The organism is Cellulosilyticum sp. ST5 (assembly GCF_046529625.1).
GTDB lineage: Bacteria > Bacillota > Clostridia > Lachnospirales > Cellulosilyticaceae > Cellulosilyticum > Cellulosilyticum lentocellum.
Genome location: NZ_CP132338.1, coordinates 57,572 through 82,990 on the forward strand (window position 1 = coordinate 57,572; position 25,419 = coordinate 82,990).

21 protein-coding genes are annotated in these 25,419 nt (G+C 34.8%); 20 read left to right on the forward strand and 1 reads right to left on the reverse strand.

Annotation, left to right across the window (positions count from 1 at the left end):
• The first annotated feature begins 24 nt into the window (after positions 1–24).
• From QTL86_RS00290 to QTL86_RS00350, 13 genes are all read left to right on the forward strand, one after another.
• On the forward strand, positions 25–1,311 hold the full coding sequence (locus QTL86_RS00290) for an ABC transporter substrate-binding protein (RefSeq protein WP_127067585.1): 1,287 nt from the start codon (positions 25–27) through the stop codon (positions 1,309–1,311).
• Between the two features lie 64 nt (positions 1,312–1,375).
• Complete coding sequence (locus QTL86_RS00295) at positions 1,376–2,260, forward strand: carbohydrate ABC transporter permease (protein ID WP_127067584.1); 885 nt, start codon at positions 1,376–1,378, stop codon at positions 2,258–2,260.
• Positions 2,247–3,095 carry a carbohydrate ABC transporter permease gene (locus QTL86_RS00300; RefSeq protein WP_127067583.1) on the forward strand — a complete coding sequence of 283 codons (849 nt, stop codon included), beginning with the start codon at positions 2,247–2,249 and terminating at the stop codon, positions 3,093–3,095. The genes QTL86_RS00295 and QTL86_RS00300 overlap by 14 nt, the downstream gene beginning before the upstream one ends.
• A gap of 46 nt (positions 3,096–3,141) precedes the next feature.
• Complete coding sequence (locus tag QTL86_RS00305) at positions 3,142–4,071, forward strand: GNAT family N-acetyltransferase (protein ID WP_127067582.1); 930 nt, start codon at positions 3,142–3,144, stop codon at positions 4,069–4,071.
• Between the two features lie 44 nt (positions 4,072–4,115).
• Positions 4,116–5,642 carry a DUF4127 family protein gene (locus tag QTL86_RS00310; protein WP_127067581.1) on the forward strand — a complete coding sequence of 509 codons (1,527 nt, stop codon included), beginning with the start codon at positions 4,116–4,118 and terminating at the stop codon, positions 5,640–5,642.
• Positions 5,620–6,594 (forward strand): CehA/McbA family metallohydrolase, encoded by a 975-nt coding sequence (locus QTL86_RS00315; RefSeq protein WP_243118617.1) that lies wholly within the window; start codon positions 5,620–5,622, stop codon positions 6,592–6,594. Before QTL86_RS00310 ends, QTL86_RS00315 begins: the two co-directional genes overlap by 23 nt.
• 12 nt (positions 6,595–6,606) lie before the next feature.
• Positions 6,607–7,299, forward strand: a complete 693-nt coding sequence (locus tag QTL86_RS00320) for an N-acetylmannosamine-6-phosphate 2-epimerase (protein WP_190283403.1) — start codon at positions 6,607–6,609, stop codon at positions 7,297–7,299.
• Between the two features lie 2 nt (positions 7,300–7,301).
• Positions 7,302–8,351 (forward strand): GDSL-type esterase/lipase family protein, encoded by a 1,050-nt coding sequence (locus tag QTL86_RS00325; RefSeq protein WP_410496157.1) that lies wholly within the window; start codon positions 7,302–7,304, stop codon positions 8,349–8,351.
• 24 nt (positions 8,352–8,375) lie between these two features.
• A complete protein-coding gene (gene nagA / locus QTL86_RS00330; RefSeq protein WP_127067577.1) occupies positions 8,376–9,488 on the forward strand; it encodes an N-acetylglucosamine-6-phosphate deacetylase in 1,113 nt (370 codons plus the stop codon).
• Between the two features lie 8 nt (positions 9,489–9,496).
• Positions 9,497–10,876, forward strand: a complete 1,380-nt coding sequence (locus QTL86_RS00335) for an MATE family efflux transporter (RefSeq protein WP_410496158.1) — start codon at positions 9,497–9,499, stop codon at positions 10,874–10,876.
• Positions 10,877–11,481: 605 nt separating this feature from the next.
• The gene (locus QTL86_RS00340) at positions 11,482–13,500 is read left to right on the forward strand and encodes a methyl-accepting chemotaxis protein (protein WP_410496159.1); all 2,019 of its coding nucleotides are present in this window, start codon (positions 11,482–11,484) and stop codon (positions 13,498–13,500) included.
• Between the two features lie 400 nt (positions 13,501–13,900).
• Complete coding sequence (locus QTL86_RS00345; protein ID WP_127067574.1) at positions 13,901–14,650, forward strand: ThiF family adenylyltransferase; 750 nt, start codon at positions 13,901–13,903, stop codon at positions 14,648–14,650.
• Between the two features lie 416 nt (positions 14,651–15,066).
• Positions 15,067–17,307, forward strand: coding sequence for a cation-translocating P-type ATPase (locus QTL86_RS00350; RefSeq protein WP_410496160.1), 2,241 nt, complete (start codon positions 15,067–15,069; stop codon positions 17,305–17,307).
• 184 nt (positions 17,308–17,491) lie between these two features.
• Here QTL86_RS00350 and QTL86_RS00355 read toward each other — a convergent pair whose 3' ends face one another.
• Positions 17,492–18,253: an immunoglobulin-like domain-containing protein gene (locus QTL86_RS00355; protein ID WP_410496161.1), complete on the reverse strand. Its 762-nt coding sequence runs from the start codon at positions 18,251–18,253 to the stop codon at positions 17,492–17,494.
• Positions 18,254–18,552: 299 nt separating this feature from the next.
• Between QTL86_RS00355 and QTL86_RS00360 the strand changes: the two genes are divergently transcribed.
• The 7 genes from QTL86_RS00360 to QTL86_RS00390 all read left to right on the forward strand — a co-directional run bounded on the left by QTL86_RS00360 (position 18,553) and on the right by QTL86_RS00390 (position 25,270).
• Entirely contained in the window at positions 18,553–19,218 is a 666-nt protein-coding gene (locus tag QTL86_RS00360) for a diphthine--ammonia ligase (protein ID WP_410496162.1), read from the forward strand.
• A 183-nt stretch (positions 19,219–19,401) separates the two neighbouring features.
• Entirely contained in the window at positions 19,402–20,451 is a 1,050-nt protein-coding gene (gene rsmH / locus QTL86_RS00365) for a 16S rRNA (cytosine(1402)-N(4))-methyltransferase RsmH (protein WP_410496163.1), read from the forward strand.
• Between the two features lie 141 nt (positions 20,452–20,592).
• Positions 20,593–21,273 carry a response regulator transcription factor gene (locus QTL86_RS00370; protein WP_410496164.1) on the forward strand — a complete coding sequence of 227 codons (681 nt, stop codon included), beginning with the start codon at positions 20,593–20,595 and terminating at the stop codon, positions 21,271–21,273.
• Positions 21,263–22,987 (forward strand): sensor histidine kinase, encoded by a 1,725-nt coding sequence (locus QTL86_RS00375; protein WP_410496165.1) that lies wholly within the window; start codon positions 21,263–21,265, stop codon positions 22,985–22,987. Before QTL86_RS00370 ends, QTL86_RS00375 begins: the two co-directional genes overlap by 11 nt.
• Positions 22,988–23,201: 214 nt before the next feature.
• Positions 23,202–23,534, forward strand: coding sequence for a hypothetical protein (locus QTL86_RS00380; protein WP_410496166.1), 333 nt, complete (start codon positions 23,202–23,204; stop codon positions 23,532–23,534).
• A 137-nt stretch (positions 23,535–23,671) separates the two neighbouring features.
• Positions 23,672–24,118: a MarR family winged helix-turn-helix transcriptional regulator gene (locus QTL86_RS00385; protein WP_410496167.1), complete on the forward strand. Its 447-nt coding sequence runs from the start codon at positions 23,672–23,674 to the stop codon at positions 24,116–24,118.
• Positions 24,119–24,151: 33 nt separating this feature from the next.
• Positions 24,152–25,270, forward strand: coding sequence for a hypothetical protein (locus tag QTL86_RS00390; protein ID WP_410496168.1), 1,119 nt, complete (start codon positions 24,152–24,154; stop codon positions 25,268–25,270).
• The last annotated feature ends 149 nt before the right edge of the window (positions 25,271–25,419 follow it).

The following is a 25,419-nucleotide window of genomic DNA, read 5'->3' on the forward strand; positions in this document are numbered from 1 at the left end:
GAACTTTTTAAGAGGAGGAAGAAAATGAATAGAAGAAAATTAACTAGGGTTTTATTTAGTACTGTGATCGCAACAAGTCTTATGCTAACAGGGTGTGGTGGTAATAAGGGTAATAGCACAGCAGTGGGATCAAAGGATGGGCAGTCAGCAGTAGCGCAGACTACTATTGAGTTTTGGACAATCTCACTGCAACCAACCTTTACAGACTTTTTCAATGAAAGAATAGCTGAATATGAAAAAGAGAATTCAAATATCAAGATTAAGTGGGTTGATCTTCCTTATGAATCTATTCAAGAGAAGTTAGTTACTTCAGTAGCAGGTGGAACCTCACCAGATGTAGTTAATTTAAATACACAAATGGCACTTACCCTTGCAGGGAAAGGGGCCTTAGTGGATTTAAATAAAGAAGCAACAGAGGAACAAAGAAGCATTTATATTCCAAGTCTGTATGAATCAACACAAATAGGAGATTCTGCTTATGCTTTCCCATGGTATGCTTCACCCAATATTATGTTCTATAATACAGAGTTATTTGAAAAAGCAGGAATCACAGATATACCTACTACATATGAAGAAGCAAATAAATTGGCTAAGCAAATGAAAGATGCAACAGGTGCATATCTTTATAACCCACCTGAATTCTTTAATATGTTATTTGAAGAAGGTATTCCTATATTAAATGATGATAAGACAGAAACAGCTTTCAATGTACCAGAAACAGTTGAGTTATTAAGCACCTATCAAGAATATACGAAAGCAGATATTCTTCCAAAAGATAAATGGGGAAGTTGGGATGAGGAGCTCAAATTATTTGAAACGGGAAAACTGGCAATTATTAGTTCTTCAGGATCTTCATTAGAAAGAATCAAAGATGAGGCCCCAGATATTTATGAAAAAATCGCAATTGCAGCACCTCTTACTGGAGCAGAGAAATTAAGTCGAAATGCATTAATGAATATTGTTGTCCCAGAGGCTAGTGACAATCATGAACAAGCAATTAAATTTGCCGCATGGATTACCAATGATGCCAATCAGCTTGCTTTCTGTAAAGAAGTTGCAATCTTCCCATCTACATCAGCAGCAGTGGCAGATTCATTTTTTACTTCTGATACAGAAACATTGGAGGGGAAAGCAAGAGCAATGTCTGCAGAACTTAGTGATACATCCAAAGATTATTCTTTAGGAATCGAAGGACAAAGTGATATTCAAGATGATGTAAATAAGGTATATGAAGCGGCCATTATTAGTGGTATTGATATACAACAGGCTCTTGATAATTCTACTAAACTGGTAAATTCTGAATTGAAGTAAAAAGAGTCAGAAACCTTCCTTGGGCGAAAGTGTCTAAGGAAGGTAAAATTTAAGGAGGTTTGAAATGAAAAGTAGGCACAAACAAACACTTAAAGCCTATCTATTTATGGCTCCAGCTTTAATTATTCTTATTCTGTTTGTATTTCTACCGATTTGTGGAAGTATTCCTTTGATGTTCTTTGATTATTCTGTATTAGGGAAAACAAAGTATATTGGTTTTGATAATTTTGTAGAATTGCTACAAGATCAAGAATTTCGTACTGCCCTATTTAATTCTATTTTATTTGTAGTGATAGTTCCTGTCATTCAGATATTATCAGTTATTCTTGCATTACTTGTTAATAGAAAAATGTATGGTATTACGCTATTCCGTACATTATTCTATATTCCGGTAGTAACTTCAATGGTTGCAGTAGCCATTATGTGGGGATTCTTGTTTGATTCTAATGGGGTGGTAAACACACTACTTATGGAAATGGGAGCAATTAGTAAGCCTCTTGGCTTTTTAAATAACAGTAAAACAGCCATGCTTTGTATTATGTTCATTACAGTTTGGCAAGGTCTTGGATATTATATGATGTTATATTTAGCAGGTTTACAGTCTGTGCCCAAAGAACTAGAGGAAGCTGCATGGGTGGATGGTGCGAGTAACTTTAAGACTTTATTTAAGATTAAGATACCTATGTTGAAACCTTATATTTGGTTTTGTTCTTTAAATTCAGTTATTTCGGCAGTTAGTGTGTTTGATGTAGTTTATGTATTGACAAAAGGTGGTCCCAATGATGCGACAAATGTAATTAATTATTACTCCTATGTAAAAGCATTTCAGGACTTCGAATTTGGATATGCAGCAGCAATTGGCGCGGTACAAGCTATTATTACTAGTATTTTAAGTATTGTGGTATTTGTCTATGGCAAAAGGGGAGGAGGCATGAATGGTAGTGAATAACTCATTAAAATCTAAGAAAAATAGAAAAAGCTTATATAAAGACCTCTGTATTTATATATTACTCATTATTATAGCTATTATCTGTGCAGGACCGTTTTTATGGATGTTTTCTACATCCTTTAAGAGTGGACAGAATATTTACGATTTAAGCTTTATTCCTAAAAATCCTACCCTAAGTAATTATATAGGGGTTATGGAGTTTATGAACATACCCCGATATATTGGAAATACGTTAATTTTAACAAGTTCATCTATTTTTTTGGATGTTGTTTTATCAGCTTTATGTGCATATGCTTTGGCGTGTATGGAGTTTAAAGGAAAGAAAATAGTTATGACGGCTTTGTTAGTATCTATGATTGTGCCCGCAGCTGCTGGTATGATAATTAATTATTTAATTATTAGTAAGATGAGCCTGCTTAATACTTATGTTGGAGCCATTTTACCTGGGGCGGTAAAGGTATTTAGTATCATTTTGTTAAGGCAGTCATATATGGCCATACCTAAAGAACTTATTGAAGCTGCGAGAATTGATGGTGCAGGTGATCTATGTATTTGGAAAAAGATAATGATGCCAGGAATTCTTCCAGCTGTGTCAACTGTTATAATCTTTGACTTTATTAGTAAATGGAATGAATTTTTATGGCCAATTATCGTATTGCAAGATCCAGATAAATATCCACTTGCAACAGCTCTGCAGTATCTGAATGGATCTTTCAACTACAAATTTGGCTATATAGCAGCAGGTACGATAATATCTATTGTACCAGTAATATTAGTATTTATTATATGCCAGAAGAATTATGTGGAAGCAATTAGTGGTGCAATAAAAGGCTAGAGTATGAATGGGTATCATGAGGAGTATATGGAAAGAGGAGTAGAAAATGGAAAGTATTATTAGAGAAATAAAGAGTACTGATAAAAAAGAAATTGTGAAATTATTTCATTCTTGCTTTTCCACATTGTTTCCTATCAGCGAAGAAATTCTTGAAAGAACAGTTTTTGAGTCAGGGGATTACTGTGCAGAAGCAAGCTTTGTGATTTGTGATGCAGAAGATGGAAAGATGATAGGATGTATTGCCACAAAGGTATCAAGAAATCAGGAATTATATCCGGATACTGGGTGGATTACACTACTATTTATAAGGCCAGAATACCGTAGAAGAGGACTAGGAAGTACATTGTATGAGAAAAGTCAGCAGGTATTTAAGGAAAAGAATATACATAAGGTGTTTATAGGGCAAGATCTACACAATCTATTTTCAGGCATTCCGTCTCCCAATATTGAAAATGAAAATTTTTTCCGTAAACATCATTTTTGGTTAAATCCAGACCAACATTATGATTTACAAGGGGATGTGCAACAGAATCCTACTCTTACCCGTTTCGATGTAACTGAATTTGAAAAAGAATTTTATGTAGAAACAATGAAATGTGGTTATGAAGAAGAATTGTTATCATTCTTAGAAAAGGAATTTCTCGGTCGTTGGGAATATGAAGCACAACAATATCTAAGTAATCAAGAAAACTTTGATAAAATTGTTGTATTAAGGAAGCACAACACAGAAGAAATAGTTGGGTACTGTATGCTTTCTATGAACGAAGATAAAATGGCGGGACTTGGTCCTATTGGAATTGGAAAAGAGATTCGAGGAAGACATGTGGGTAACTATATCTTGAGACAGGCACTACTGCAGTTACGTACACTAGGAGCAATACAGTGCCTAATTGATTGGACTGTATTAAAAGACTTTTATGGCCAATTTGGATTTAAACCTATACATGTTTATCGTAGTGGCTATAAAGAAATTTAGTACATATAACAACAGATTTTGTAGAGCACAGGAGTGAGGTAAAAATGAAGAAAAAAATAGTATTGCTACCTTTAGATGAGCGACCTTGCAATTATGATTTTCCAATGGAACTTTTTAATCATGAAGAGCTTGAGATTGTAAGACCAGATAAACTGGGCGATAAGAAAAAGCTTGCAAATAGAGATAAAATCATTAATTTTTTAAAGAAAGAGTGTATAGATGCAGATGGATTAATTTTGTCTATTGATATGCTTTTGTATGGGGGCCTGGTTCCTTCTAGAATTCATAATGGGACAGTGAAAGAGTTCCGAAAAATGTCTACCGTAATAAAAGAATTAAAAGAGAAAAATCCTAATTTGTTGATATATGGATTTCAAGTTGTAATGAGGTGTCCTTCCTATTCTAGTAATGATGAGGAACCAGATTATTATGAAGAATGTGGTGAAACCATTCATAGAGTGGGAGAATTAATTCATAAGAGCCGTCTTGGACTATCTGATGAGAAAAAAATGAATCTAATTATGCCTGAGATTAATCAAGAATATCTAAATGATTATGTAGGCAGAAGACAGATTAACTGTGAGATGAATCGCTATATACTTAATTACTTGAAAGAAGGATATTTAGATTTTATGGTGATTCCACAGGATGATTCGGCTACCTATGGGTATGCTGCTATGGATCAGGAAATTATCCGTGCAGAAATCATGAAACAAAATCTGGGAGACCGGATATTAGTATATCCAGGAGCAGATGAAGTAGGTATGGTGATGATAGCACGGCTTATTAATAAAATACATGGTAAGAAACCCAAAGTATATGTGAAGTATGTGTGTGAGAAGGCAAAGTATATTGTGCCCCTTTATGAAGGAAATACCCTCTCCACAACGGTAAAATATCATATTCTTTCGTCAGGATGTCAGATGGTAGAATGTTATGAACATGCAGACTTGATTATGGTAGTTACTGCACCAGCTGGAGAGATGAAGGAAGCTATAGCACAGCCATGTCTATTACCTGACTATCGCGCAGAAAGAAATTTCCCGGAGTTAATAGACTTTATAAAAGATCGTATAGCAGAAGGAAAACAGATAACTATTGCAGATAATGCTTATGCTAATGGTGGCGATTTAGAGTTTATCAATATGTTGAACTATAATAACCTGTTGTTAAAGGTCGATGGATATGCAGGATGGAATACTTCAGCAAATACTATTGGAACTGCACTTGCTGAAGGAATTGATGCACTTTACTATGGAAAGAGTAAAGCTCATCAGGATTTTCTTGTAAAGAGATATATTGAAGATGTAGGCTACTGTTCAGTAGTTCGTGGTAAGGTTACAGAGGAACTTGCTGGAACGGAAATGAACTATTTTGATGTAAAGGAAAAAAGAGGATTTGTATCACAAACTGTGGAAAAGTATTTAAGAGAATTTCTTTTCCAATATTGTAGTAGCGTAGCGGACAAAATATGGCTTAAGGATGTGTATATGCCATGGCGACGTATGTTTGAGGTTGGCTTCCAAGCAGGAATTGAGGCGAGTAGTGATGATAGATCAAAAGGGATTTAGTACAGATGGTCAGTGGTTCAAAGGTAATCTACATAGCCATACTACTGAATCAGATGGAAATTATACACCGCAGGAAGCAACACAGGAATTTAGGAAGCAGGGATATTCTTTTTTGTGTATAAGTGATCATAATCTATATACTGATTATAGGTCTTTATTAAACACAGATGATTTTATTATCTTACCAGGACTAGAGGCGGCAGCAGTATTATTTGATAAAGAGAATACTTGTATTTGCGTACATCATGTAAATGGAATATTAGGAACGACAGCCATGCAGCAGGCTGCTACAAAGCCACTGCTTCAGCATAAGGAGACATATGAACCTCGTGTTTTCTATAATAAATGGGATGAGGAAAAGGTTGCACAGGAGATAATAGATGATTTACATGAGAGAGGATGTTTTGTGACCTATAATCATCCCATGTGGTCTAGAGTGAGTTCTGAGTTATTGAAAAAGTTGTATGACATAGATATTCTAGAAATTTTTAACTATAATACGGAAAACGAAAGTGGTACAGGCTATATTACTAGTTGCTGGGATCAGATGCTAAGACAAGGTAGAAGACAGCTCGCTAATGCAGCAGATGACAATCATAATGATGGAATATTTGATGATGCTTTTGGTGGTTTCATTATGGTAAATGCAAGAAGCTTGACTCATGAAGCAATTGTATCAGCTATACTAAGTGGTAATTACTACTCCTCTGCCGGACCTTATATTTTAGAATGGGGAATAAAGAACGGTACAGCATACATATGTTGTGATTCTGTAGAGAGAATTAACTTTATTGCAGATGGTTATGTGGGAGCAGGAACTACAGTAATCGCTAAGGAAGAACCTCTACAGAAGGCCGAATGGAAACTTACTGGAAAAGAGAAATATATTCGAATAGAATGTGTGGATGCTCAAGGAAGAAGAGCCTGGACGAATCCTATGTACATTAAATAAGGGGGCATAAGAATGAATGTAATTCAACAACTGAAAGGAGGCCTTATAGTTTCTTGTCAGGCTTTGAAGACGGAGCCACTTTATGGCTCAGAAATAATGGCAAGAATGGCTATTGCGGCTAAGGAAGGTGGAGCTGTTGGCATTAGAGCTAATTCGCCACAGGATATTAAAGCAATTAAAGAAGTGGTAGACCTACCTGTAATCGGACTTTATAAGGTGGATTATCCTGATTCAGAAATCTATATTACACCTACTATGAAAGAGGTGGAGGCATTGATGGAAGTAGAACCAGATATCATAGCAGTAGATGCTACAGACAGGTTAAGACCAGGAAAAATGACGCTTGAACAATTTTTTATAGAAGTTAAAAAAAGGTATCCTAAGGTATGCTTTATGGCAGATTGTGCCACATTTGAGGATGCAGTTAAGGCACAAAAACTGGGATTTGATATAGTAGGAACTACTTTATGTGGATATACTAAATCTACTTTAGGAGTAGATATACCTAATTATGATATGATTCATAGAATAGCAGAAGAACTGAACATACCAACTATTGCAGAGGGAGGAATTTGGGAATTGGGGCAGCTTGCTAGAGTATATAAAGAAAAGATATTAGCTGCTGTAGTAGGAACTGCTATTACGCGTCCGAGGGATATTACCAAACGATTTATATCTGCAATTCCAAAACAGAGGTGGGAGTAAAAATGAAATTAGAAGCTTCCAAAGATAGAATGAAAGTAATGGGGCGCTATGACAGACTAGATGAGATGTTATACCTCTGCTATTCAGGGGCCTATGTAGAATTTCTCTTTGTAGGTTGTTATTTAGAAGTGGAGATGCTTTCTGATTTTGTCAGTAATAAAGAGGCATGTATAATGGGAGTGTACCTAGATGGAAAAATCCATTCTAGGCTTAAGCTAAACAAAGGCATACACCGTTATACTTTAATTGATTCTACTGAGCGCATAAGTGTAAAAGTCAGATTGATAAAACTGACAGAAGTGCAATATGCTACATCAGCAATACATGCATTATTTACAGATGATGAGGCTACTATTCAACCAACAAAATATCAAAGACGAAAAATTGAGTTTATTGGAGATTCTATCACCTGCGGTTATGGAAATGAAGGAAATCAATATGGAAGTTTTACTACTGAAGAGGAAAATGCAGTAAAATCATATGCTATTCTTTGCGCTGAAGAATTAAAAGCAGATTTTCAGCTGATTTCTTTTAGTGGGATTGGTATTATTTCCCGTTATATAGAGCCAGATATAGAGGAGCCTTTGACAGATGTACTCATGCCTATTATATATCCTTACACGGATTGGTACCTCTATAAAAGAAAAGAAATTAAGAATAAACATCTTTGGAATTTTAATGAATTCATAGCGGATATTGTAGTGATTAATTTAGGCAGTAATGATGCCAGTTATATTAGAAATCAAAAAGACAGAGAAAATTATTTTGTAGAGGAATACCAGAAGTTTATTAGTACGGTAAGAAAATATCAACCTGAGTCAGTAATTATCTGTACTATAGGCGTTATGGAAGGAAAAATCAGTCTTGTGGTGCAGAAGGCAGTTAGCTTATACAAAGAACATACAGGAGATAATAAGGTATATTTCTTTGAGGAAGAGGCGATTAGATCAGAGGAAGGAATAGGAACAGCAGGACATCCTACAGTAAGAACTCATGAGAGAATGGCACAGAAGCTAAGGGAATATATTCAAGAGAATGGATGGCTTGATTGATTAAAGAAAGGAAGGAAAGATAAAGTGAGTAATAATTGTTTAAGTGGTAAAATCTTTACGGAAGACGGAACCTTTCAAGAGGGAGTAGTTACAATAGAAAATGAAAGAATTACAAGATTGGAGAAAAAGCAAGATGTGCCAGATTATTACATCCTTCCTGGACTAGTAGATGTACACTTTCATGGATGTGCAGGTCATGATTTTTGCGAAGGAACTAAGGAGGCTATGATAGCAATTGCCGAATATGAGGAAAGGCATGGTATTACATCTATTTGCCCAGCTACAATGACACTAGCTGCAGAAGTATTACTTAATATTTGTGAACAGGCAGCAAGTGTTAAGAAAGAAATTCCTTCTTTGGTAGGCATAAATTTAGAAGGCCCCTTTCTTTCGTATAGAAAAAAAGGGGCACAGAATGGAACCTATCTCCAAAAACCTGATATAAATTTTTTATACGAATTACAAAAGAAAGCACAAGGCTTAATAAAACTTGTAGCTATAGCACCGGAGATAGAAGGGGCTATGGCGTGCATAGAAAAATGTAAAAATGACTTTCACTTTTCAATTGCCCATACAGAGGCTGATTATGAAGAGACATCCTTAGCTCTAAAAGCAGGAGCTGATCATGTGACCCATTTGTTTAATGCCATGCCAGTTTTTGGGCATAGAACACCTAGTGTGGTTGGAGCAGCATTTGATAATGAGAAGACTTATGTTGAGGTCATTGGAGATGGCGTTCATATTCACTCATCTATGATTAGGTCAATTTTTAAACTTTTTGGAGAGAACAGAGTTGTATTAATTAGTGACAGTATGATGGCAACAGGAATGCAGGATGGCATGTATTTACTAGGAGGACAAGATGTAATAGTAAAAGGTAATTTGGCTACACTTGTTGATGGTACTATAGCAGGAAGTGCAACTAATCTATATGACTGTATGGTCAATGTAATCTCCATGGGTATTTCACCTAAAATGGCTATAGAAGCAGCTACTATAAATCCTGCCAAATCCATAGGTTTAGATAAGGAAATTGGTAGTATTCAAGTAGGGAAATACGCAGATTTGTTAATAGTGGATAAAAACTATAAATTAATAAAAGTTGTATCTAAGGGTAAAATAATAGACCTAGAATGAGAGAACCTATGAAACAGTGGAAAATATGGATAGATCAGTACTTAACGAAAGAATTGGGAAGCAAACTTTTTACATATAGAGAACTTTTTAGTATGTTACTTCCGATTATTTTAGATGTTTTTTTTGTTAATATAATTGGCATCTTAACAACAGCAATGGTTAGTTCTTCTAGTCAGGAGTCTGTGTCGGCTGTTAGTTTAATTAATCCTATAGCTATGATGATCTATGCAGTAATTAGTGCACTTTCTACAGGTGGAACAGTTGTAACAGCCAATTATGTTGGAAGAGGAGAAAAAGAAAAAATTAAAAAGACTGCTGGACAAGTAGTTTCTTATCTTACGGTGGTGGGGGCGTTTACAAGTTTTATTATTGTTTTTTTTTCTAAAGAAATTGTTCGGATTTTCTTTACTTCAGCAGATAAACAAGTAATGCAAAAAGCAGAGATATACTTAATTGGTGTAGCAATATCGATGATTTTTCTAGCAATTTATATGGCAGTTTTTGCAATTTTTCGAGGGATTGGTGAAACGAGAACTTGTCTAGGTCTTACTGTCCTTATAAATCTAATTCATTTAATAGCAAGTTTTTTGTTCATTAATATAATGAATTTAGATATATTAGGGACAGTATTATCATTAAATATTGCAAGAGCAATAGGAGCAGTGGTTGCTATTTATATGGTGATGTGTAAGAAAGGCAAGATTGGCATTGCATTTAATTATTTCTTTTCATTAAATAAAGATATTGGAAGTAATATATTTAAAATAGGAATTCCTTTTGCCATTGAGCAGATTTTAATAAATATGGGAGGTATGCTAGTGCAGACATTTTTGGTTCCTCTAGGGACTATGATAATTGCAGCAAATGCAGTTACGAACTCTGTGCTAAGTATTTTGTTTGCCGCAGGAACAGCTGTTGGAACGCTTTCGATGACTATAGTAGGTCAATGCATTGGTGCAGGAGAGCAAAGGTTGGTAAAGAAATATGGAAAGTCTATGACAAAGTTAGCTAGCTATATGATAATATTGTCATCCATGATTTTTTTACCCCTAATGCCTGGAATTTTAAGTTTATATAAGGCGCCAGTAGAAACTGTTAATTTAATATGGAAGTTAATCTTATCTACAATCATTCCTATGATATTTTTTTGGTCTTTTTCAAGTGTACTACCATGTATACTTAGAGCATCTGGTGATTCAGCCTATGTGTCATGGGTTTCTCTTATAACGATGTGGAGTATTCGTGTACTATTAGGATATTTATTGACGATTCCTTTAGGATTTGGTGTTATGGGTCTTTTTATCGCCATGAGTGTAGAATGGATGGTTAAAAGTTTTATTTATTTTTTGCGTTATCGTAGAATTATTAATAGAGTATTAGATGATTGAAAATTAATAATTACAAATTTTAATTTACAAGGAGTTTAATGCAGATACAAGAGAAAGAATCAAATGGCTAAGTATTTAGATATTTGATAATGGAAATGATGAAAAAGCTACATTGATATATATATATTGATTTTTCTTGAAAAACAAGTACCTCCTACTAAGCTTCATCATGGACGGCTATTAGATTTATTGAGTCTATTAAGACAAAGGGGTTAGGTAATATGTTCATTTGTCAGAAGATAAGGACACTACATTTAAAGTTGGGAAAAGGAATGGTAGACTTATAGTTTTAGTAATTGACACAAGAAAGATGATAAAAGTAGGTATACTTAATGGAAACAAATTTACTTGCGTACTGGATTTTAGTGAGAAAATACCACCTTTATTTAATAAACATAAGCTTCCCACACTAGAATGGTGTATTTTACATTGAAAACTCAATATTGTAGCCAATAAAAGGGCATAAGGCTTCTCTTTTTGATATGATCCAATTGACAAAAACCAAAGTAGATTTATGGTATGTTAAGTATACCGCAATTACAGAGTTAAAAAAGCAATTAAAGGATGTATTGCTATAGTATAAATTTCATAGGAGGAAAGAGAACGTGATCAAGTTAAGAGGGATTATTGGTAGAATAAGAAGTATCAAAACAAAACTAATTGTTAGCTTTTCAGCTTTAGTTTTAATATCATTCTCAGTCTTGGGGATAGTTGCTAGTATGATTGCTAGCAATATTATAATAGATGAAGCAAGGGAATCCATGCTATCACTAGCGAGAAGCTCTGCAGCATTAGAAAGTAGCCGTTTAGAAATACAATCCAACACCTTAAAAACCATTGCTATATTGGATGAAGTTCAAGGAATGGAATGGGAAACACTAGCAGCAACATTGAATTCTCTTTTAGAAAAAACAGATTTTCAAGGAATGGGTATAATTGAATCCGATGGAACTGTTCGTTATTCCGATAGAAGAGAGTATACATTAAATGAAAACAGTCCTTTAATGGAGGTTTTCAAGGGCAAGGAAAGTGCATCTGAATTTACTATTAGTCAGGCAACTGGAGAGTTGAATTTATTACAATCTGTACCAATTGTAAAGGATGATAAGGTAATTGGAGCTTTATTTGGTGTGAGAGATGGAGGGGCACTAACTGATCTTGTTACTGACATTGGTTATGGAAAAAGTGGTTATAGCTATATTATAGATAGTGATGGAACAGTGATAGGACATCCAGATGTACGCTTAGTATTAAGCGAGTTTAATGCACTGGAAAAAGCTAGGAAGGATGGCAGCCTTACTTCTACTTCAACTGCAATAAAAAAGATGTTGGAAGAAAAAGAAGGAACTACTAGTTATTCTTATGAAGGAGGCAGTCTATATGTAGGCTATTCCCCAATAGAAGGTACAGATTGGACGTTTATATTGGTTGCTAGTAAGGCTGAAATATTAGATGCTTTGCCAAGATTAGAAAGTTCAATTTTAGTAATTGCTATTATTTTCATTGTAATTAGTATGATACTTACTAATGTGATTGGCAGTGGTATATCAAAACCAATTGTAGAGACTGTTGAATATGCCAATCAGATAGCAAAATTAGACTTGACCCAAATAGTTGCTCAGAAGTACATAGATAGAAAAGATGAGGTAGGAAGTTTAGCTAAGTCCTTACAAAAAATAACAGGTGGACTTCATGATATCGTTGCTGAAATTAATTCCTCTTCTGAACAAATGGCCTCTTCTGCCGAAGAATTGACAGCTACCTCACAGCAAGCAGCCACTTCAGCTAATGAAGTTGCAAAAACAGTAGAAGAAATTGCAGAAAGTGCCTCAGAACAAGCAAAACATACAGAAAATGGTTCTTCTCAAGTGTCTCGGCTTGGAATCACAGTAGAAAGAGTACATGGTTATATTGGAAATGTAAATAATTCTTCCAATAAAGTGACAGAGATAGTAACAGAGGGCTTAAAGGAAATGGATTCTTTAAGTCAAATAACAAAGGAAAGTACGCATGCTATAAGTGAGATTTACCAAGTTATTAACCAGACCAATAAAAGTTCAGAGAGAATTGGTGAAGCAAGCAATGTTATTGAATCTATTGCTACCCAAACCAATTTATTATCTTTAAATGCAGCTATAGAAGCAGCTAGAGCAGGTGAAGCTGGTAAAGGATTTTCTGTTGTTGCAGAAGAAGTTAAAAAATTGGCAGAGCAGTCTGCTGATTCAATTAAAGTGATTCATGACATTGTAAATGAGCTACAAAGTAATATTAGCCATGCAGTTCAGACGATGAATAGGGTTACCGCCATATCTGAAGAACAGGCCAGTAGTGTAAATAATAGTAAAGAGAGATATCATTTGATTGCACAAGCTATGAAAGACACTATCCAAGTGGTGAATCAGTTAAGTACTTCAGGAGATGAAATGAATGTAATGAGGGAAGATATTCTACTAGTATTACAAAGCATGTCTGCCATTGCAGAAGAAAATGCAGCAGCATCAGAAGAAACAGCAGCTGCCACACAAGAGCAAACAGCTTCTGTAAGAGAAATTGCAGAGGCTAGCGATAGTTTGGCTGAACTAGCAGTTAAATTGCATAGTTTGGTTGCCAAGTTCAAAATATAGAGTGTATTTATAACAAGAAAACTGATTAAAGAACATACAAAAAGGGTACTCCTACTTCTTTCTTAAGGGGGTACCCTCATTTAAGTGCCTTTATTCCCGACTATAATTTATACTGCATTATGTCGATATGGGAACTTGGATTGAATAAGATAGATTATTGAAAACAAAAGAGTTTCAAGGTTGATGATAAAAACGATAAATAGGTGGTTAAGATATTTGTAATATCATTTATGAGGATAATGCAAGGAGAGATGAATAATGGGATTAGGAGTAAAATGAAAAAATACCAAGTATTTAGATATGAAAACTTGACAAAACACCTTTGAAAGTTTAGGATTATTTAAAATATGTCAAATAATAAAGAATAAATTCTAAAATAATACGAGAAAAGAAGGGTGTTATGTTAAATCAGTTTTCTAGAACACAATTACTTATTGGAGAAACAGGAATAGAAACATTAGCTCATGCGAGAGTGGCAGTATTTGGCATTGGAGGTGTGGGTGGTTATGTTGTTGAAGCCTTGGCTAGGAGCGGCGTTGGGGCATTTGTTTTAGTTGATGATGATAAAGTCTGTTTAACCAATATTAATAGACAGATTATAGCTACTAGAAGAACGGTAGGGCAATATAAAGTAGAGGTCATGCGTGACCGCATTTTAGAGATTAATCCAAAGGCAGATGTACAGATTCATAAGTGCTTTTATCTGCCAGAAACAGCAGCGGAATTTGACTTTTCAAGCTATACCTATGTTGTAGATGCAGTGGATACTGTAACTGCAAAAATCTCAATTATTATGAAAGCTCAAGAAGCAAAGGTGCCGGTTATTAGTTGTATGGGAGCAGGAAACAAGCTAGATCCAACAAAGTTTGAGGTCGCAGACATCTATAAAACCCAGATGTGTCCTTTAGCAAAGGTGATGAGAAGAGAGTTAAAGAGGCGTGGTGTTAAATCTCTAAAAGTTGTTTATTCTACGGAGAAACCGATTAAGCCATTAGAAGATATGTCCATAAGTTGTAAAAGTCATTGTATTTGCCCACCAGGAGCAGAAAGAAAATGCACGGATCGCAGAGATATACCAGGAAGTATAGCCTTTGTACCATCAGTAGCTGGACTTATTATTGCCAGTGAAATCGTGAAGGATTTAGTTTGATATAAAAAACCGTATTCAGAAATGTGAAAGAAGCATTAATGAATACGGTTTTGATATTTTATAGATTTTAGTATCTTACAAAAATTATTCATATTTTTTTGCTATTATTATCATTGGAATAAATATGCCTAATAATATGGGTAAGATAATAAACCTCTGATACACAGGTGCATGTTCTTAAAAGATAGATTGCTATCTGTCTCAAAAAATTATATAGTTGATATAGGTTGTGTATTCAATACAAGAAGTTAATTTAATCATATATTTCAATTTACCGAATAAAGTTTCAATTCTCCATCGTAAATGATATAATGATTTGATTCTATTACTAGTGATATTTGGGGAACAGTTTTATACCATCCTCAATGGACAAGTATTAACATCTAAAAGAAAGGTAATACAAAAGGTTAATTTAAATGAATAAGGAAAACCAAATAACAAAAACGACAGGGCAGATATTTAAGGATAATATCTGTACGCTTTTCAATCTATTTAATCTACTTATTGCAATTGCCCTTGCCTGCGTAGGGGCATGGTCGAACATGTTCTTCATACTTATTATAGCGGTTAATGTTTGCATTGGAATTGTACAGGAATTAAAAGCCAAGAAGCTAGTAGAAGAGTTATCTTTATTGTCAATGCCAACGGCCGATGTCATCAGAAACAATGAAAAAATGCATATTTCAATTCAAGAGGTAGAAGATCAAGATATTCTTTTACTTGAAAGTGGCAATCAAATCTGTGCCGACAGTGTGATTATCTCAGGTGAGTTAGAAGTCAATGAATCACTACTTACTGGAGAATCAGACCCTATTATAAAGAAAGAAGGGGATTCACTTTTATCAGGTAGTTCAGTTATCAGTGGGAAGTGTCAAGCAAAGGTACTTCATACAGGTAGTGAGAACTATGTTTCTAAAATAGCTGATGAGGTAAAAAAACTTAAAAAGGTAAATTCAGAGCTAATGCTTTCTATGAGAAAAGTGACTGGGTTTACAGGCTGGTTGATTATTCCATTAGGTGTGCTTCTATTCCTTGAAGCTTATTTTCTAAGAAGTAATTCCCTTCAAACAGCAGTTGTTTCGACAGCAGCAGGGCTACTAGGCATGCTTCCTAAAGGACTTGTTTTACTTATTAGTATTGGACTAGCTACAGGAATTGTTAGGCTTTCTAAGCAGAAAGTACTCGTACAGGATTTATATTCTCTAGAATCTCTTGCACACGTTGATATTATATGCCTAGACAAAACAGGTACAATAACAGAAGGCAAAATGCAAGTTGAGAATGTTATCATGCTTGATGATGATTTCAAGATACCATTTAGCACGATTATGGGTGTTTTCTTAGGCAATACAGATGACAATAATGCAACATTTCAAGCCATGAAAGATTATTTCCCAGAAGCAGATGAGTTTCAAGTAACTTCAAAGATTCCTTTTTCCTCTGATAGAAAATGGAGTGCTGTAACCTTTGATCATGGGGATATATTTGTGATTGGTGCACCTGAGAAGCTTTGTGATAAGGAGCTTCCAGAGGAGGTACGCCATGAGATGAAAGATGGCAAGAGAATTTTGCTTGCAGGTGTAGCGAATAAAATAGAGGATAAAACGCTCTGCGCTAGTGAAGTGAAGCTACTTGCTGCTATCATTATTAGTGACCCAATAAGAAAAAATGCTATTTCTGCCATTTCTTATTTCCATAACCAAGATGTTGATGTAAAAGTTATTTCTGGTGATAATCCAGTTACAGTATCAGCTGTTGCAGCAAAAGCAGGAATAAAAGATGCTAGTAGCTTTATCGATATGTTTACAGTAAGTGATACGGACATTCCAAAGATAGCAAAAGAGTATTCCGTTTTCGGACGTGTGACACCACAACAGAAAAAACATCTGATTAGTGCCATGCAAAAAGAGGGACACAGTGTGGCAATGACTGGCGATGGAGTCAATGACCTTCTAGCAATGAAACAAGCAGATTGTTCTATTGCAATGGGGAACGGAAGTGATGCTGCTAGACAAACGGCGCAGCTAGTACTACTTGACTCGGATTTTTCTGTACTAAAGAACGTTCTTGCAGAAGGAAGAAGGGTTGTAAACAATGTTACGAAATCAGCTGGCGTATTTTTTATAAAAACGATTTATTCTGTATTGCTATGTATTATTTGTGTATTACTTAATATGGATTTTCCTTTTATACCGATACAAATTACCTTAATTGACCTGGCCATAGAGGGCTATCCATCATTCTTTATTTCCTTTGAGCCTAATGATACAAAAGTCAAAGGAAAATTCCTTCCTACAGCCTTAAAAAGTGCAGCACCTAATGCGATTGCCATCACACTATGTTGCATTATTATTGGAGCTGCATCATTTATAGTTCCAAATGATAGTGAGCAGACAGCGCTACTTATGTATTTAACTGTAGGTATGCTAGGCATTGTTGGGGTTATTAAATCTTGCATGCCATTTAATAAGCTAAGAGCATTCCTAGCTGTTACGACTACAATTGGATTTTTCACTGCAGTATTATTATTCCATAAGATTTTAAAGCTTCCTCTTATCAGTATGAATACATTATTACTCTTTGTAGGTATTACAGTGATAGGAATAATCATAGAAAGAATTTCTGCAGCATTAATCACTAAGGTATGTAAACATTAATAAAAAAATTACCTTTATGTATGTAAAATAAATAAAATAGATTATTTAAATTTAGATATTATAAATAGAAAAAACAAGAATCCCAAACTATGTAGGAGGGTACATAGTTTGGGATTCTTGCTTTTTTCAGACTCTTAGGTGTTACTTCTATAACTGATTAGTAAAGTAGAAAGTGTAAATAATACTATACTTCAAAGTTAGCATAGTAAGTATTGGTATCATAATCTCCTGTACCTCTAAAATCCATAATCTCTTTACCTATTCTGTATTTGCCAGCAGGAAGATTGCCATATAGCTCTGTCCAGTTCACTACCCATTCTATGCTGCTATTCATGGGGATAATCCAAGCTTCTTGTGTCCAACCTCGTTCATATTCTGAGGGCAACATTTCTACGGGGACCCATTCATTGTTTATTTGGACTTCTAGCCAATAAGGACTACCAGTTTGTAAATTTCCTGTTGGTTGGCCACCTGACTGATTACATACCAATGTCAGTCCAGAAGAGGTAACTTTGCTAGCCGTTAGTTGGATACCCCAAGTATCCGTAGTTTCTTTTTCAAATCTTATCCACTTCTCATTCATGTATAAATCGATGCTGTTTTCATCTACATATTGATAACCATAACCATCTCCAAAATTGGATTGGTTATCTTGGATTGGGATTTTAGAGGTATCTACGGCTGAAGTGATTTCTCCGTCCATCACACCACATCTACCTTCAATATCGCTTTCACGACCTGTATCAAGGTATAATTCGCCATTTACCATTACCATAGGACGCCTGTCCAATGCAACTTCTTCGGTCTCTTTTATTTCTTCTACATTGGTGGCTATAGCAGGTTTGGAATGTCCCTCACTTCCTGGAGCAAGAGCACTTTGACTACAACCTACCAATAGCAGAGACATACAGGTCATGGTGGTAAGTAATAATAGGTATTGTTTCATCTGGGTTCCTCCTAATAAGATGTTTTATTTAATCTTCTATTAGATTTGACGAAAAAGATTACGTAATGTTCCCAATATTCCTCTAATCAAACAGGTGTATGCCGTGTGACATATACTCATTTTTTATATATGATGTTTCAATCAGTTAATTACTAAGCCGAAGACTGTAGGCACTTGGGATAGACAGTTGTGTATAAATATTAAATTTAATATAATCAAGATGACCCTATAGGGGTTATACATGAAATAAGTATTATACACTCTAACAAGAGAGATGAATATAAGGAGAGAATAATAAAATGAATCATAGTGGTAAAAAATTCGTTGCATCCTATAGTGGTGGGAAAGACAGTCTGTTAGCCATATATAGAGCTATTCAAATGGGAATGGAGCCTGTTGCACTCATTATTACATTTAATACAGATAGAAATGAATCGTGGTTTCATGGCGTACCGGAAAAGGTGATTCAAGAGGTTTCAAAGTCATTGAATATTCCTATCAGGCTCATTAAAACTTCTGGTGAGGAATATGCCCAGAATTTTGAAAAAGAGCTTTTGTTTCAAAAGGAAAACGGGGTAGAGGTTTGTGTTTTTGGTGATATTGATATTGAGGAGCATTTAGAGTGGTGCACAAAGCGCTGCGAAGCAGTTGGCATAGAAGCTTTCTGTCCACTTTGGAAGGAAGAGAGGAGAGCCTTAGTGGAAGAATTCATAAAGGTGGGATTTAAAGCCAATATTACAGTGATAGATACGACAAGGCTTAGCGAGAAGCATTTAGGAAGGTGTTTATCTGCTAAAATCATTTCATCCATTGTATTAGAAGGAGCAGATGCTTGTGGAGAAAATGGAGAATATCATACCTTTGTATCAGATGGCCCATTATTTTCCTATCCAGTACCATTTGCTTATAAAGATAAAGTGTATAGCAATCAATATGCTATTTTACCTATTCAAACTAAAGTATAAGCTAGGTATGTATTTGATATTAACAAGAGATAATGAATGGCATTAATATTGCAAAATAAACATAAAGATATAAAAATTTTGTAAGTAATAGATGGATGTGCTACTATTAATTAAAAGATATATAAGATTTAATATTGGAAAATAGTCAAAACAACTAAAACGAGGAAAGTTACGAGGAAATCCATGGATAATCAAGAGCAAAAGCACAAACGACGTGTGAGATATAAAGGAACTCATCCCAAAAATTATAAAGAAAAATACAAAGAACTTCAGCCTGAAAAATATGGAGATACGATTGAGAAGGTAATCAAAAAAGGAAGTACACCTGCTGGTATGCATCTATCTATATGTGTTAAAGAAATACTAGAATTTTTACAAATAAAACCGGGGCAAACTGGTTTAGATGCAACCCTTGGATATGGCGGTCATACTTTAGAAATGTTAAAATGCTTAGAAGCTAAGGGACATATGTATGCCTTGGATGTAGATCCTATTGAAATAGTAAAAACAAAAAAACGATTAGAAGATTTAGGGTATGGAGAGGAAATATTAACAATTAAGCAGCTGAACTTTCGGGATATTGATCAAGTGGCTGCAGAAAATGGCTTATTTGATTTTATGTTAGCGGATTTAGGTGTCTCTTCAATGCAAATTGATAATCCAGACAGAGGTTTTTCATTTAAATATGAAGGGCCATTGGATTTACGATTGAATCCTGAGAAAGGTATATCGGCAGCTGAACGTTTAAAAGATATGACACAAAAAGAATTAGAAGGTATGCTAATTGAAAATTCGGATGAACCCTATGCCAAGGAGATATCTGCGGCTATTATTTCTAGAATAAGAAAAAAAGATTATATTTCTACGACGACTAAGCTTCAACAAGTTATAGGAGAAGCTCTTGAATTTATTCCAGAAGATAAACGAAAAGAAGCGATTAAGAAATCATGTCAAAGAACGTTCCAAGCATTACGAATTGATGTTAATAGTGAGTTTGAAGTGCTAGAAGAATTTTTAGAAAAGCTTCCTAATGTTCTTGCCAAAGGAGGACGTGTTGCCATACTAACGTTCCATTCAGGAGAAGATAGACTTGTCAAAAAATCCTTTAAAAGATTACTCCGTGAAGGGGTTTATAGTGAAATTGCTACTGAGATTATCAGACCATCAGCAGAAGAGTGTAATATGAATGGTCGCGCTCGCTCAACGAAAATGAGATGGGCGATAAAGGCATAATTTGAATAAAAAATAAAAATCCCCAACCAAGTACTAGTAGCACTTGGTTGGGGATTTTTATAACAATGTATTTTACATACAAAAAGTCATAAAAAAGACAGATTATGCTACTATTATGAGAGGGAAAAGGGGAGGACAGAAATGGATAAAATATTATTAGTAGAAGATGAAAAGAGAATGCAGGAGATAATCAGTGATTACTTTCAAGTTAAAGACTGTAAGGTTATCTGCGTGAATCAGGGGAGAGAAGCGCTGAGTATTTTAGAAAAAGAAAGCTTTGATTTAATCTTACTAGATGTGATGATGTCAGGAATAGATGGTTTTACAGTATGTAAAGAGGTACGCCTTCGGTATGAAACCCCCATTATTTTTATTACAGCAAAATCTGATGAAGAAGATCAGCTCTACGGGTATGAGTTAGGGGCAGATGATTATGTGACAAAGCCTTTTTCTTTAGGGGTATTATATGCTAAAGTTATTTCTCTTATTAAGAGGGCAAAAGGAACCATTATTGAGGACAAGCTGAAGGTTAATGATATTTGTATAGATTGCAAGAAATTAGAGGTGACTGTAGGAGGGGAAGAAATCAAGCTAGCTCCTATGGAGTATAGGATGCTTGTTTATTTCATGAGAAATAAAAGTCAAGTCATTACAAGAGACCAGCTTATCGTAAGGTTGTGGGGGTATGACTTTGAAGGGAATGATAGGGTGATAGATACTCATGTAAAAAAACTTAGAAAAGCATTGGGTAAAAGTGGCAAGGCTATTCGTACAATCATGAAAGTGGGCTATAAGCTGGAGGTGGCAACCAATGAAAAATAAGATGAGCTTTCGGAAAATACTTTTAAGAGTATTTGCGGCTTTTTTTGCTTTTTATATAGGTATTATGGGAATATTCACACTCGTTCAGTATCAAAGTAGTAAGAACAATGCTGAAAGTATAAGAGCTAACTTTACTGGTTCTATAAAAGAGTGGATGCGTTATTCTGCAGAATTCAATGCTACAGAGCAAAGTTCGGATACACCTTTAAGTTATCTATGGACAATGTCACGAGATACATTTTCTACTGATGAGAATTATATAAGAGCTACACTTTATACAGAAAGAGGAGAGTGTATAGCGAAAACAGGAAATTTTATAGTTTGTCCTAAATCTACTTTTGTAGGACGAAGTAATCTTGGTAAACAAACATATCATACTTCATATCTTCTACTTGATATGGATAAATATCTTAGCACTGAACAGATTACTTATTTGTTTGAATTAAGCCAAACAGAAAGCGATACCTTGAAGTACAGTCTAGCTGTGTCAGGCTATGAAAATAAGGAGGAAATCATTCCTGAAAAAATAACTGTTTTTAAAGAAAAGTGGAGACCCACAAGTAAAAGTGACGCTACCTTAATGAAGAGTGAGCTTATCGAAGAATACATTTTCAAAGTAGAAGATGTGCAGGGATTACAAAGGTATGAAGTAGAACATTGTAGGTTCTTAATTGAAAGTATGTTGAATGAAGGTTTTTTGAACTTAGGAGATAGTACCTCTGTTATGAACAAAAATAGAAGCAAAAGAAACTTAAGGAGATTTGAAGCATGTACACCAGTACTTATCGAAGATCATATACAAGAAGCTAGAAAACATATCACAGCATTGTCATCAGAAAGTGACTTTTATACGGAGAAGATGTATACCACCCAGTATCTAAATGTAGATGGTGAGAACTACTATTTAGTCATTAATACCATGAGCTATCCATGGGAAGCAGCTATAAGTGATTTGATACCCGTATATGGTTTTTCTTTACTGATGATATTCTTGTTAGTAGTTATTTTATCTAGGGGATTATGGAAAACTTATGAAAAGCAGACACTCTTAGAGAAGAATAGAAGAGAGCTTACAGACACTATTGGTCATGAGTTAAAAACACCTTTAGGCATTATTCGTACTTATAGTGAAGGGTTAAAGGAGCATATTTCAGAAGAAAAAAGAGATCATTATCTAGAAGTCATCATAGATGAGACTGCCAAGATGGATGAGCTTATACTAGAAATGCTGGACTTATCAAAGCTAGAATCAAAGGCCTATACATTGAAGGAAGAAACATTTTGTCTGAATACCCTTATCCAAGAGGTCTTAAAAAATAAAGAAAGACTTTTTGAAAATCAGGAATTAGAAGTAACTTTTACTGCTGATCAGGAGTGGGAGATTGTAGCAGACTACAAAAGAATGATGCAAGTAATCAATAATCTAGTAATCAATGCACTTATACATACACCAGAGGGCGGAAAGATTCAAATCTCAATTGAAAAAGGAAGAGTAGTCATTGAAAATGAAGGAGAGCCTATTCCAGAAAATCAGCTTCCTCTAATTTGGGACGCTTTTTATAAAGGAGATAAGGAAAAAGAAAGATGTGAAAGAGGGACAGGTCTTGGACTATCTATTGTACGTAACGTATTAGAACTTCATAAAATGCCCTATGGAGCCACCAACACAGATGGAGGAGTAAAATTCTGGTTTGAACTTATGCGTAGAAAATAAAGAAATGTAGTATAGATACTATTGGAGGGCCTGGAAAAACCAAGCCTGGAGAAGCTTACGGAAAAGGATTTGATGATGCTTTGTGGATAGATGATACTTTAAATGGACTTGGACTAGCTAAAGCGTCTTTGATAGGCGTATCTCATGGGGGATACCTAGTGCAGCTTTATACGGTGAAAAGGCCAGAAAGAATGTACAGAAGTTGCTATCAAAAATGACAGGAGAACATACAGAGGTATTTATAGAGAATCCATTACTGCTAGAACATTTTTGTTGGCTCATGCAGGGATTTAATAATATGGCTATGAAGTATCATAGTATATCTTCTTTATCAGAAAAAGAGATAGAGTTACTTCGTACAAAGGCATTTTTCCTTGTAGGACTGGAAAATCCTTTTGAAAAGCTTGGTGGAGAAGCTATACTGAGAGAGAAAAAGATGCGTGTGAAATTTTTTGAAGGTGTTGGACATGGAATTAATCATGAAATTGCAGAACAGATTAATCAAGAGATCATACATATTATAGAGAAAAACAGTTTTACTTCATAAATATATTTTTAAAGTACCATTAATAGTGCCAATACGGCTAAGGATAGTTGATTGCTTCTTGACAAAATACATAACATATTATATTTTAAAATAAAATACATAATATATTATATATTCTTGAAAAAGGAGGGCGTAGATTGAAATTAGAAGGAATTGATGAAGAGCTAATGTTATATGGGATGCTCTTTGCGTTATGCAATCGTATTCAAACAATAGGGGACAGTCAGTTTGAGGACATTACTATGAAGCAGCATTTTATGATGGTTGCATTAAGTGTAATGGGAGAAGAAGCACCCACTTTGAAAGAAACAGGGGAGTTCATTGGCTGTTCTTATCAGAATGTGAAGCGTATGGCAACACAATTGGAGCAAAATGGGTATTTGCGAATCATACAAGATGAAAAAGACAAAAGAAAACTAAGACTTGTTGCTACGGACAAAATGACAAAGCTAGAACAAGTGAATTTAGCAGCTACTAACCAATTTATGCAAGAAATGTATAGGGGAATTAGTAAGGAAGAATTAAAAATGGCTATAGGAACACTTAAGAAGATGAATCACAATTTAGGCGGTACCATACAGTAAATGTAAAAAAAGAGTCATTAGGAGGCTATTTATATGAAGATAATGAATGGTGAAGTTCTCCAACCTTTTACCATGGAAATTGTACCTATTAAGAAACTCATCCTTTTTAACTTTGAAAAAAATCCAGAAGCAATTTATGCAGGCCTTGAATTACAGTACCTAGCCACAGAAAACGAAGGAAAAGGTTTTAGGGTCATTGCTTATCGAAATGATAGATATGTGGATGTATACGATGAAGAAAGTTTATGCATTAAGGAAGTTGGAAAGTTTGAGGTATGCGATAAGGGACTCAAGCACTATCGTAAAGTGACTTTTGATAGAGGATGTTTTCAGTTAACAGAGGAGGGCATTCAAGTTGAATTTTGTTTTCGTGATTACAAAGGAAGGCTAATAGATGTAGTTGCAAGGGAACATGGAAAGAAACCAAGCAGGACCTTTGATCTTATAGCACCAATAGGCGTATCTTCAAGAAATCCAGTATCCTTTCCAGCCTTTGCTATGTACCAATTTGATTTAGTGAGAAAGAAAAATACTATCCTTAAAATACAAATCGATGGGAAAGACATACCACCAGATGCATTCCCAGTACCTATTCCCAAAGATGGACAAATGCGCCATTTTACTAGATATGGCTATGATTGTGAGCTGGTTGAGTTTGGGAAAAAACAAGAAGTGATTTTACAGACCTATCCTTGTAACAATCATGAAATTCATGAACAGGGATTAATTGCAACCTATCAAACAGTAGAGGATATGAAGCTGATGGAATCCCTAAGATTCCAGAACTCAAAACATATTTTTATATTGAAATTTGTAGATGCCTTTCCCGATTTATTACGTATGAAAAATACAGAGGTGAATGGTCGTTTTAAGATAGAGATGGATGAGTCTATGGGGTATTTTTCTGGTAAATATAAAGTAGCAAGACAAGAAGAACATGTTGAAATTACAATGATACCTACTGATGGATGGATTGTTCACAACAAGATGTTTTTAACAAAAGTCATGTTGCAGAAAAAATCCATATTTTGTACTTGGCCCAAGACGTATTGTTATAAGCAGAATATAAACTTACAGACGGGTCAATCGTCTACTAATTGGGCAAGAATAGATTATAAAGAATTGACTGCTGATTGGTGGAAAGGGAAATAGAGTCAAGAAATCATTACCAATGAAGTAGTTATAAAAGAGCAATCAATTCATACGCCAAGAAGTAGTAAACTTCTGGAGGTTCAATCATATATTGGAAGTGAAATACCTAAGATTTTACAACAAAGATAAGAGGTTTAGAAGATTGCCCC

Coding starts and splice junctions, on each gene's coding strand:
- QTL86_RS00290 (WP_127067585.1), top strand. CDS start 25: ATGAATAGAAGAAAATTAACTAGGGTTTTATTTAGTACTGTGATCGCA.
- QTL86_RS00295 (WP_127067584.1), top strand. CDS start 1,376: ATGAAAAGTAGGCACAAACAAACACTTAAAGCCTATCTATTTATGGCT.
- QTL86_RS00300 (WP_127067583.1), top strand. CDS start 2,247: ATGGTAGTGAATAACTCATTAAAATCTAAGAAAAATAGAAAAAGCTTA.
- QTL86_RS00305 (WP_127067582.1), top strand. CDS start 3,142: ATGGAAAGTATTATTAGAGAAATAAAGAGTACTGATAAAAAAGAAATT.
- QTL86_RS00310 (WP_127067581.1), top strand. CDS start 4,116: ATGAAGAAAAAAATAGTATTGCTACCTTTAGATGAGCGACCTTGCAAT.
- QTL86_RS00315 (WP_243118617.1), top strand. CDS start 5,620: ATGATAGATCAAAAGGGATTTAGTACAGATGGTCAGTGGTTCAAAGGT.
- QTL86_RS00320 (WP_190283403.1), top strand. CDS start 6,607: ATGAATGTAATTCAACAACTGAAAGGAGGCCTTATAGTTTCTTGTCAG.
- QTL86_RS00325 (WP_410496157.1), top strand. CDS start 7,302: ATGAAATTAGAAGCTTCCAAAGATAGAATGAAAGTAATGGGGCGCTAT.
- QTL86_RS00335 (WP_410496158.1), top strand. CDS start 9,497: ATGAAACAGTGGAAAATATGGATAGATCAGTACTTAACGAAAGAATTG.
- QTL86_RS00345 (WP_127067574.1), top strand. CDS start 13,901: ATGTTAAATCAGTTTTCTAGAACACAATTACTTATTGGAGAAACAGGA.
- QTL86_RS00350 (WP_410496160.1), top strand. CDS start 15,067: ATGAATAAGGAAAACCAAATAACAAAAACGACAGGGCAGATATTTAAG.
- QTL86_RS00355 (WP_410496161.1), bottom strand. CDS start 18,253: ATGAAACAATACCTATTATTACTTACCACCATGACCTGTATGTCTCTG.
- QTL86_RS00360 (WP_410496162.1), top strand. CDS start 18,553: ATGAATCATAGTGGTAAAAAATTCGTTGCATCCTATAGTGGTGGGAAA.
- rsmH (WP_410496163.1), top strand. CDS start 19,402: ATGGATAATCAAGAGCAAAAGCACAAACGACGTGTGAGATATAAAGGA.
- QTL86_RS00370 (WP_410496164.1), top strand. CDS start 20,593: ATGGATAAAATATTATTAGTAGAAGATGAAAAGAGAATGCAGGAGATA.
- QTL86_RS00375 (WP_410496165.1), top strand. CDS start 21,263: ATGAAAAATAAGATGAGCTTTCGGAAAATACTTTTAAGAGTATTTGCG.
- QTL86_RS00380 (WP_410496166.1), top strand. CDS start 23,202: ATGACAGGAGAACATACAGAGGTATTTATAGAGAATCCATTACTGCTA.
- QTL86_RS00390 (WP_410496168.1), top strand. CDS start 24,152: ATGAAGATAATGAATGGTGAAGTTCTCCAACCTTTTACCATGGAAATT.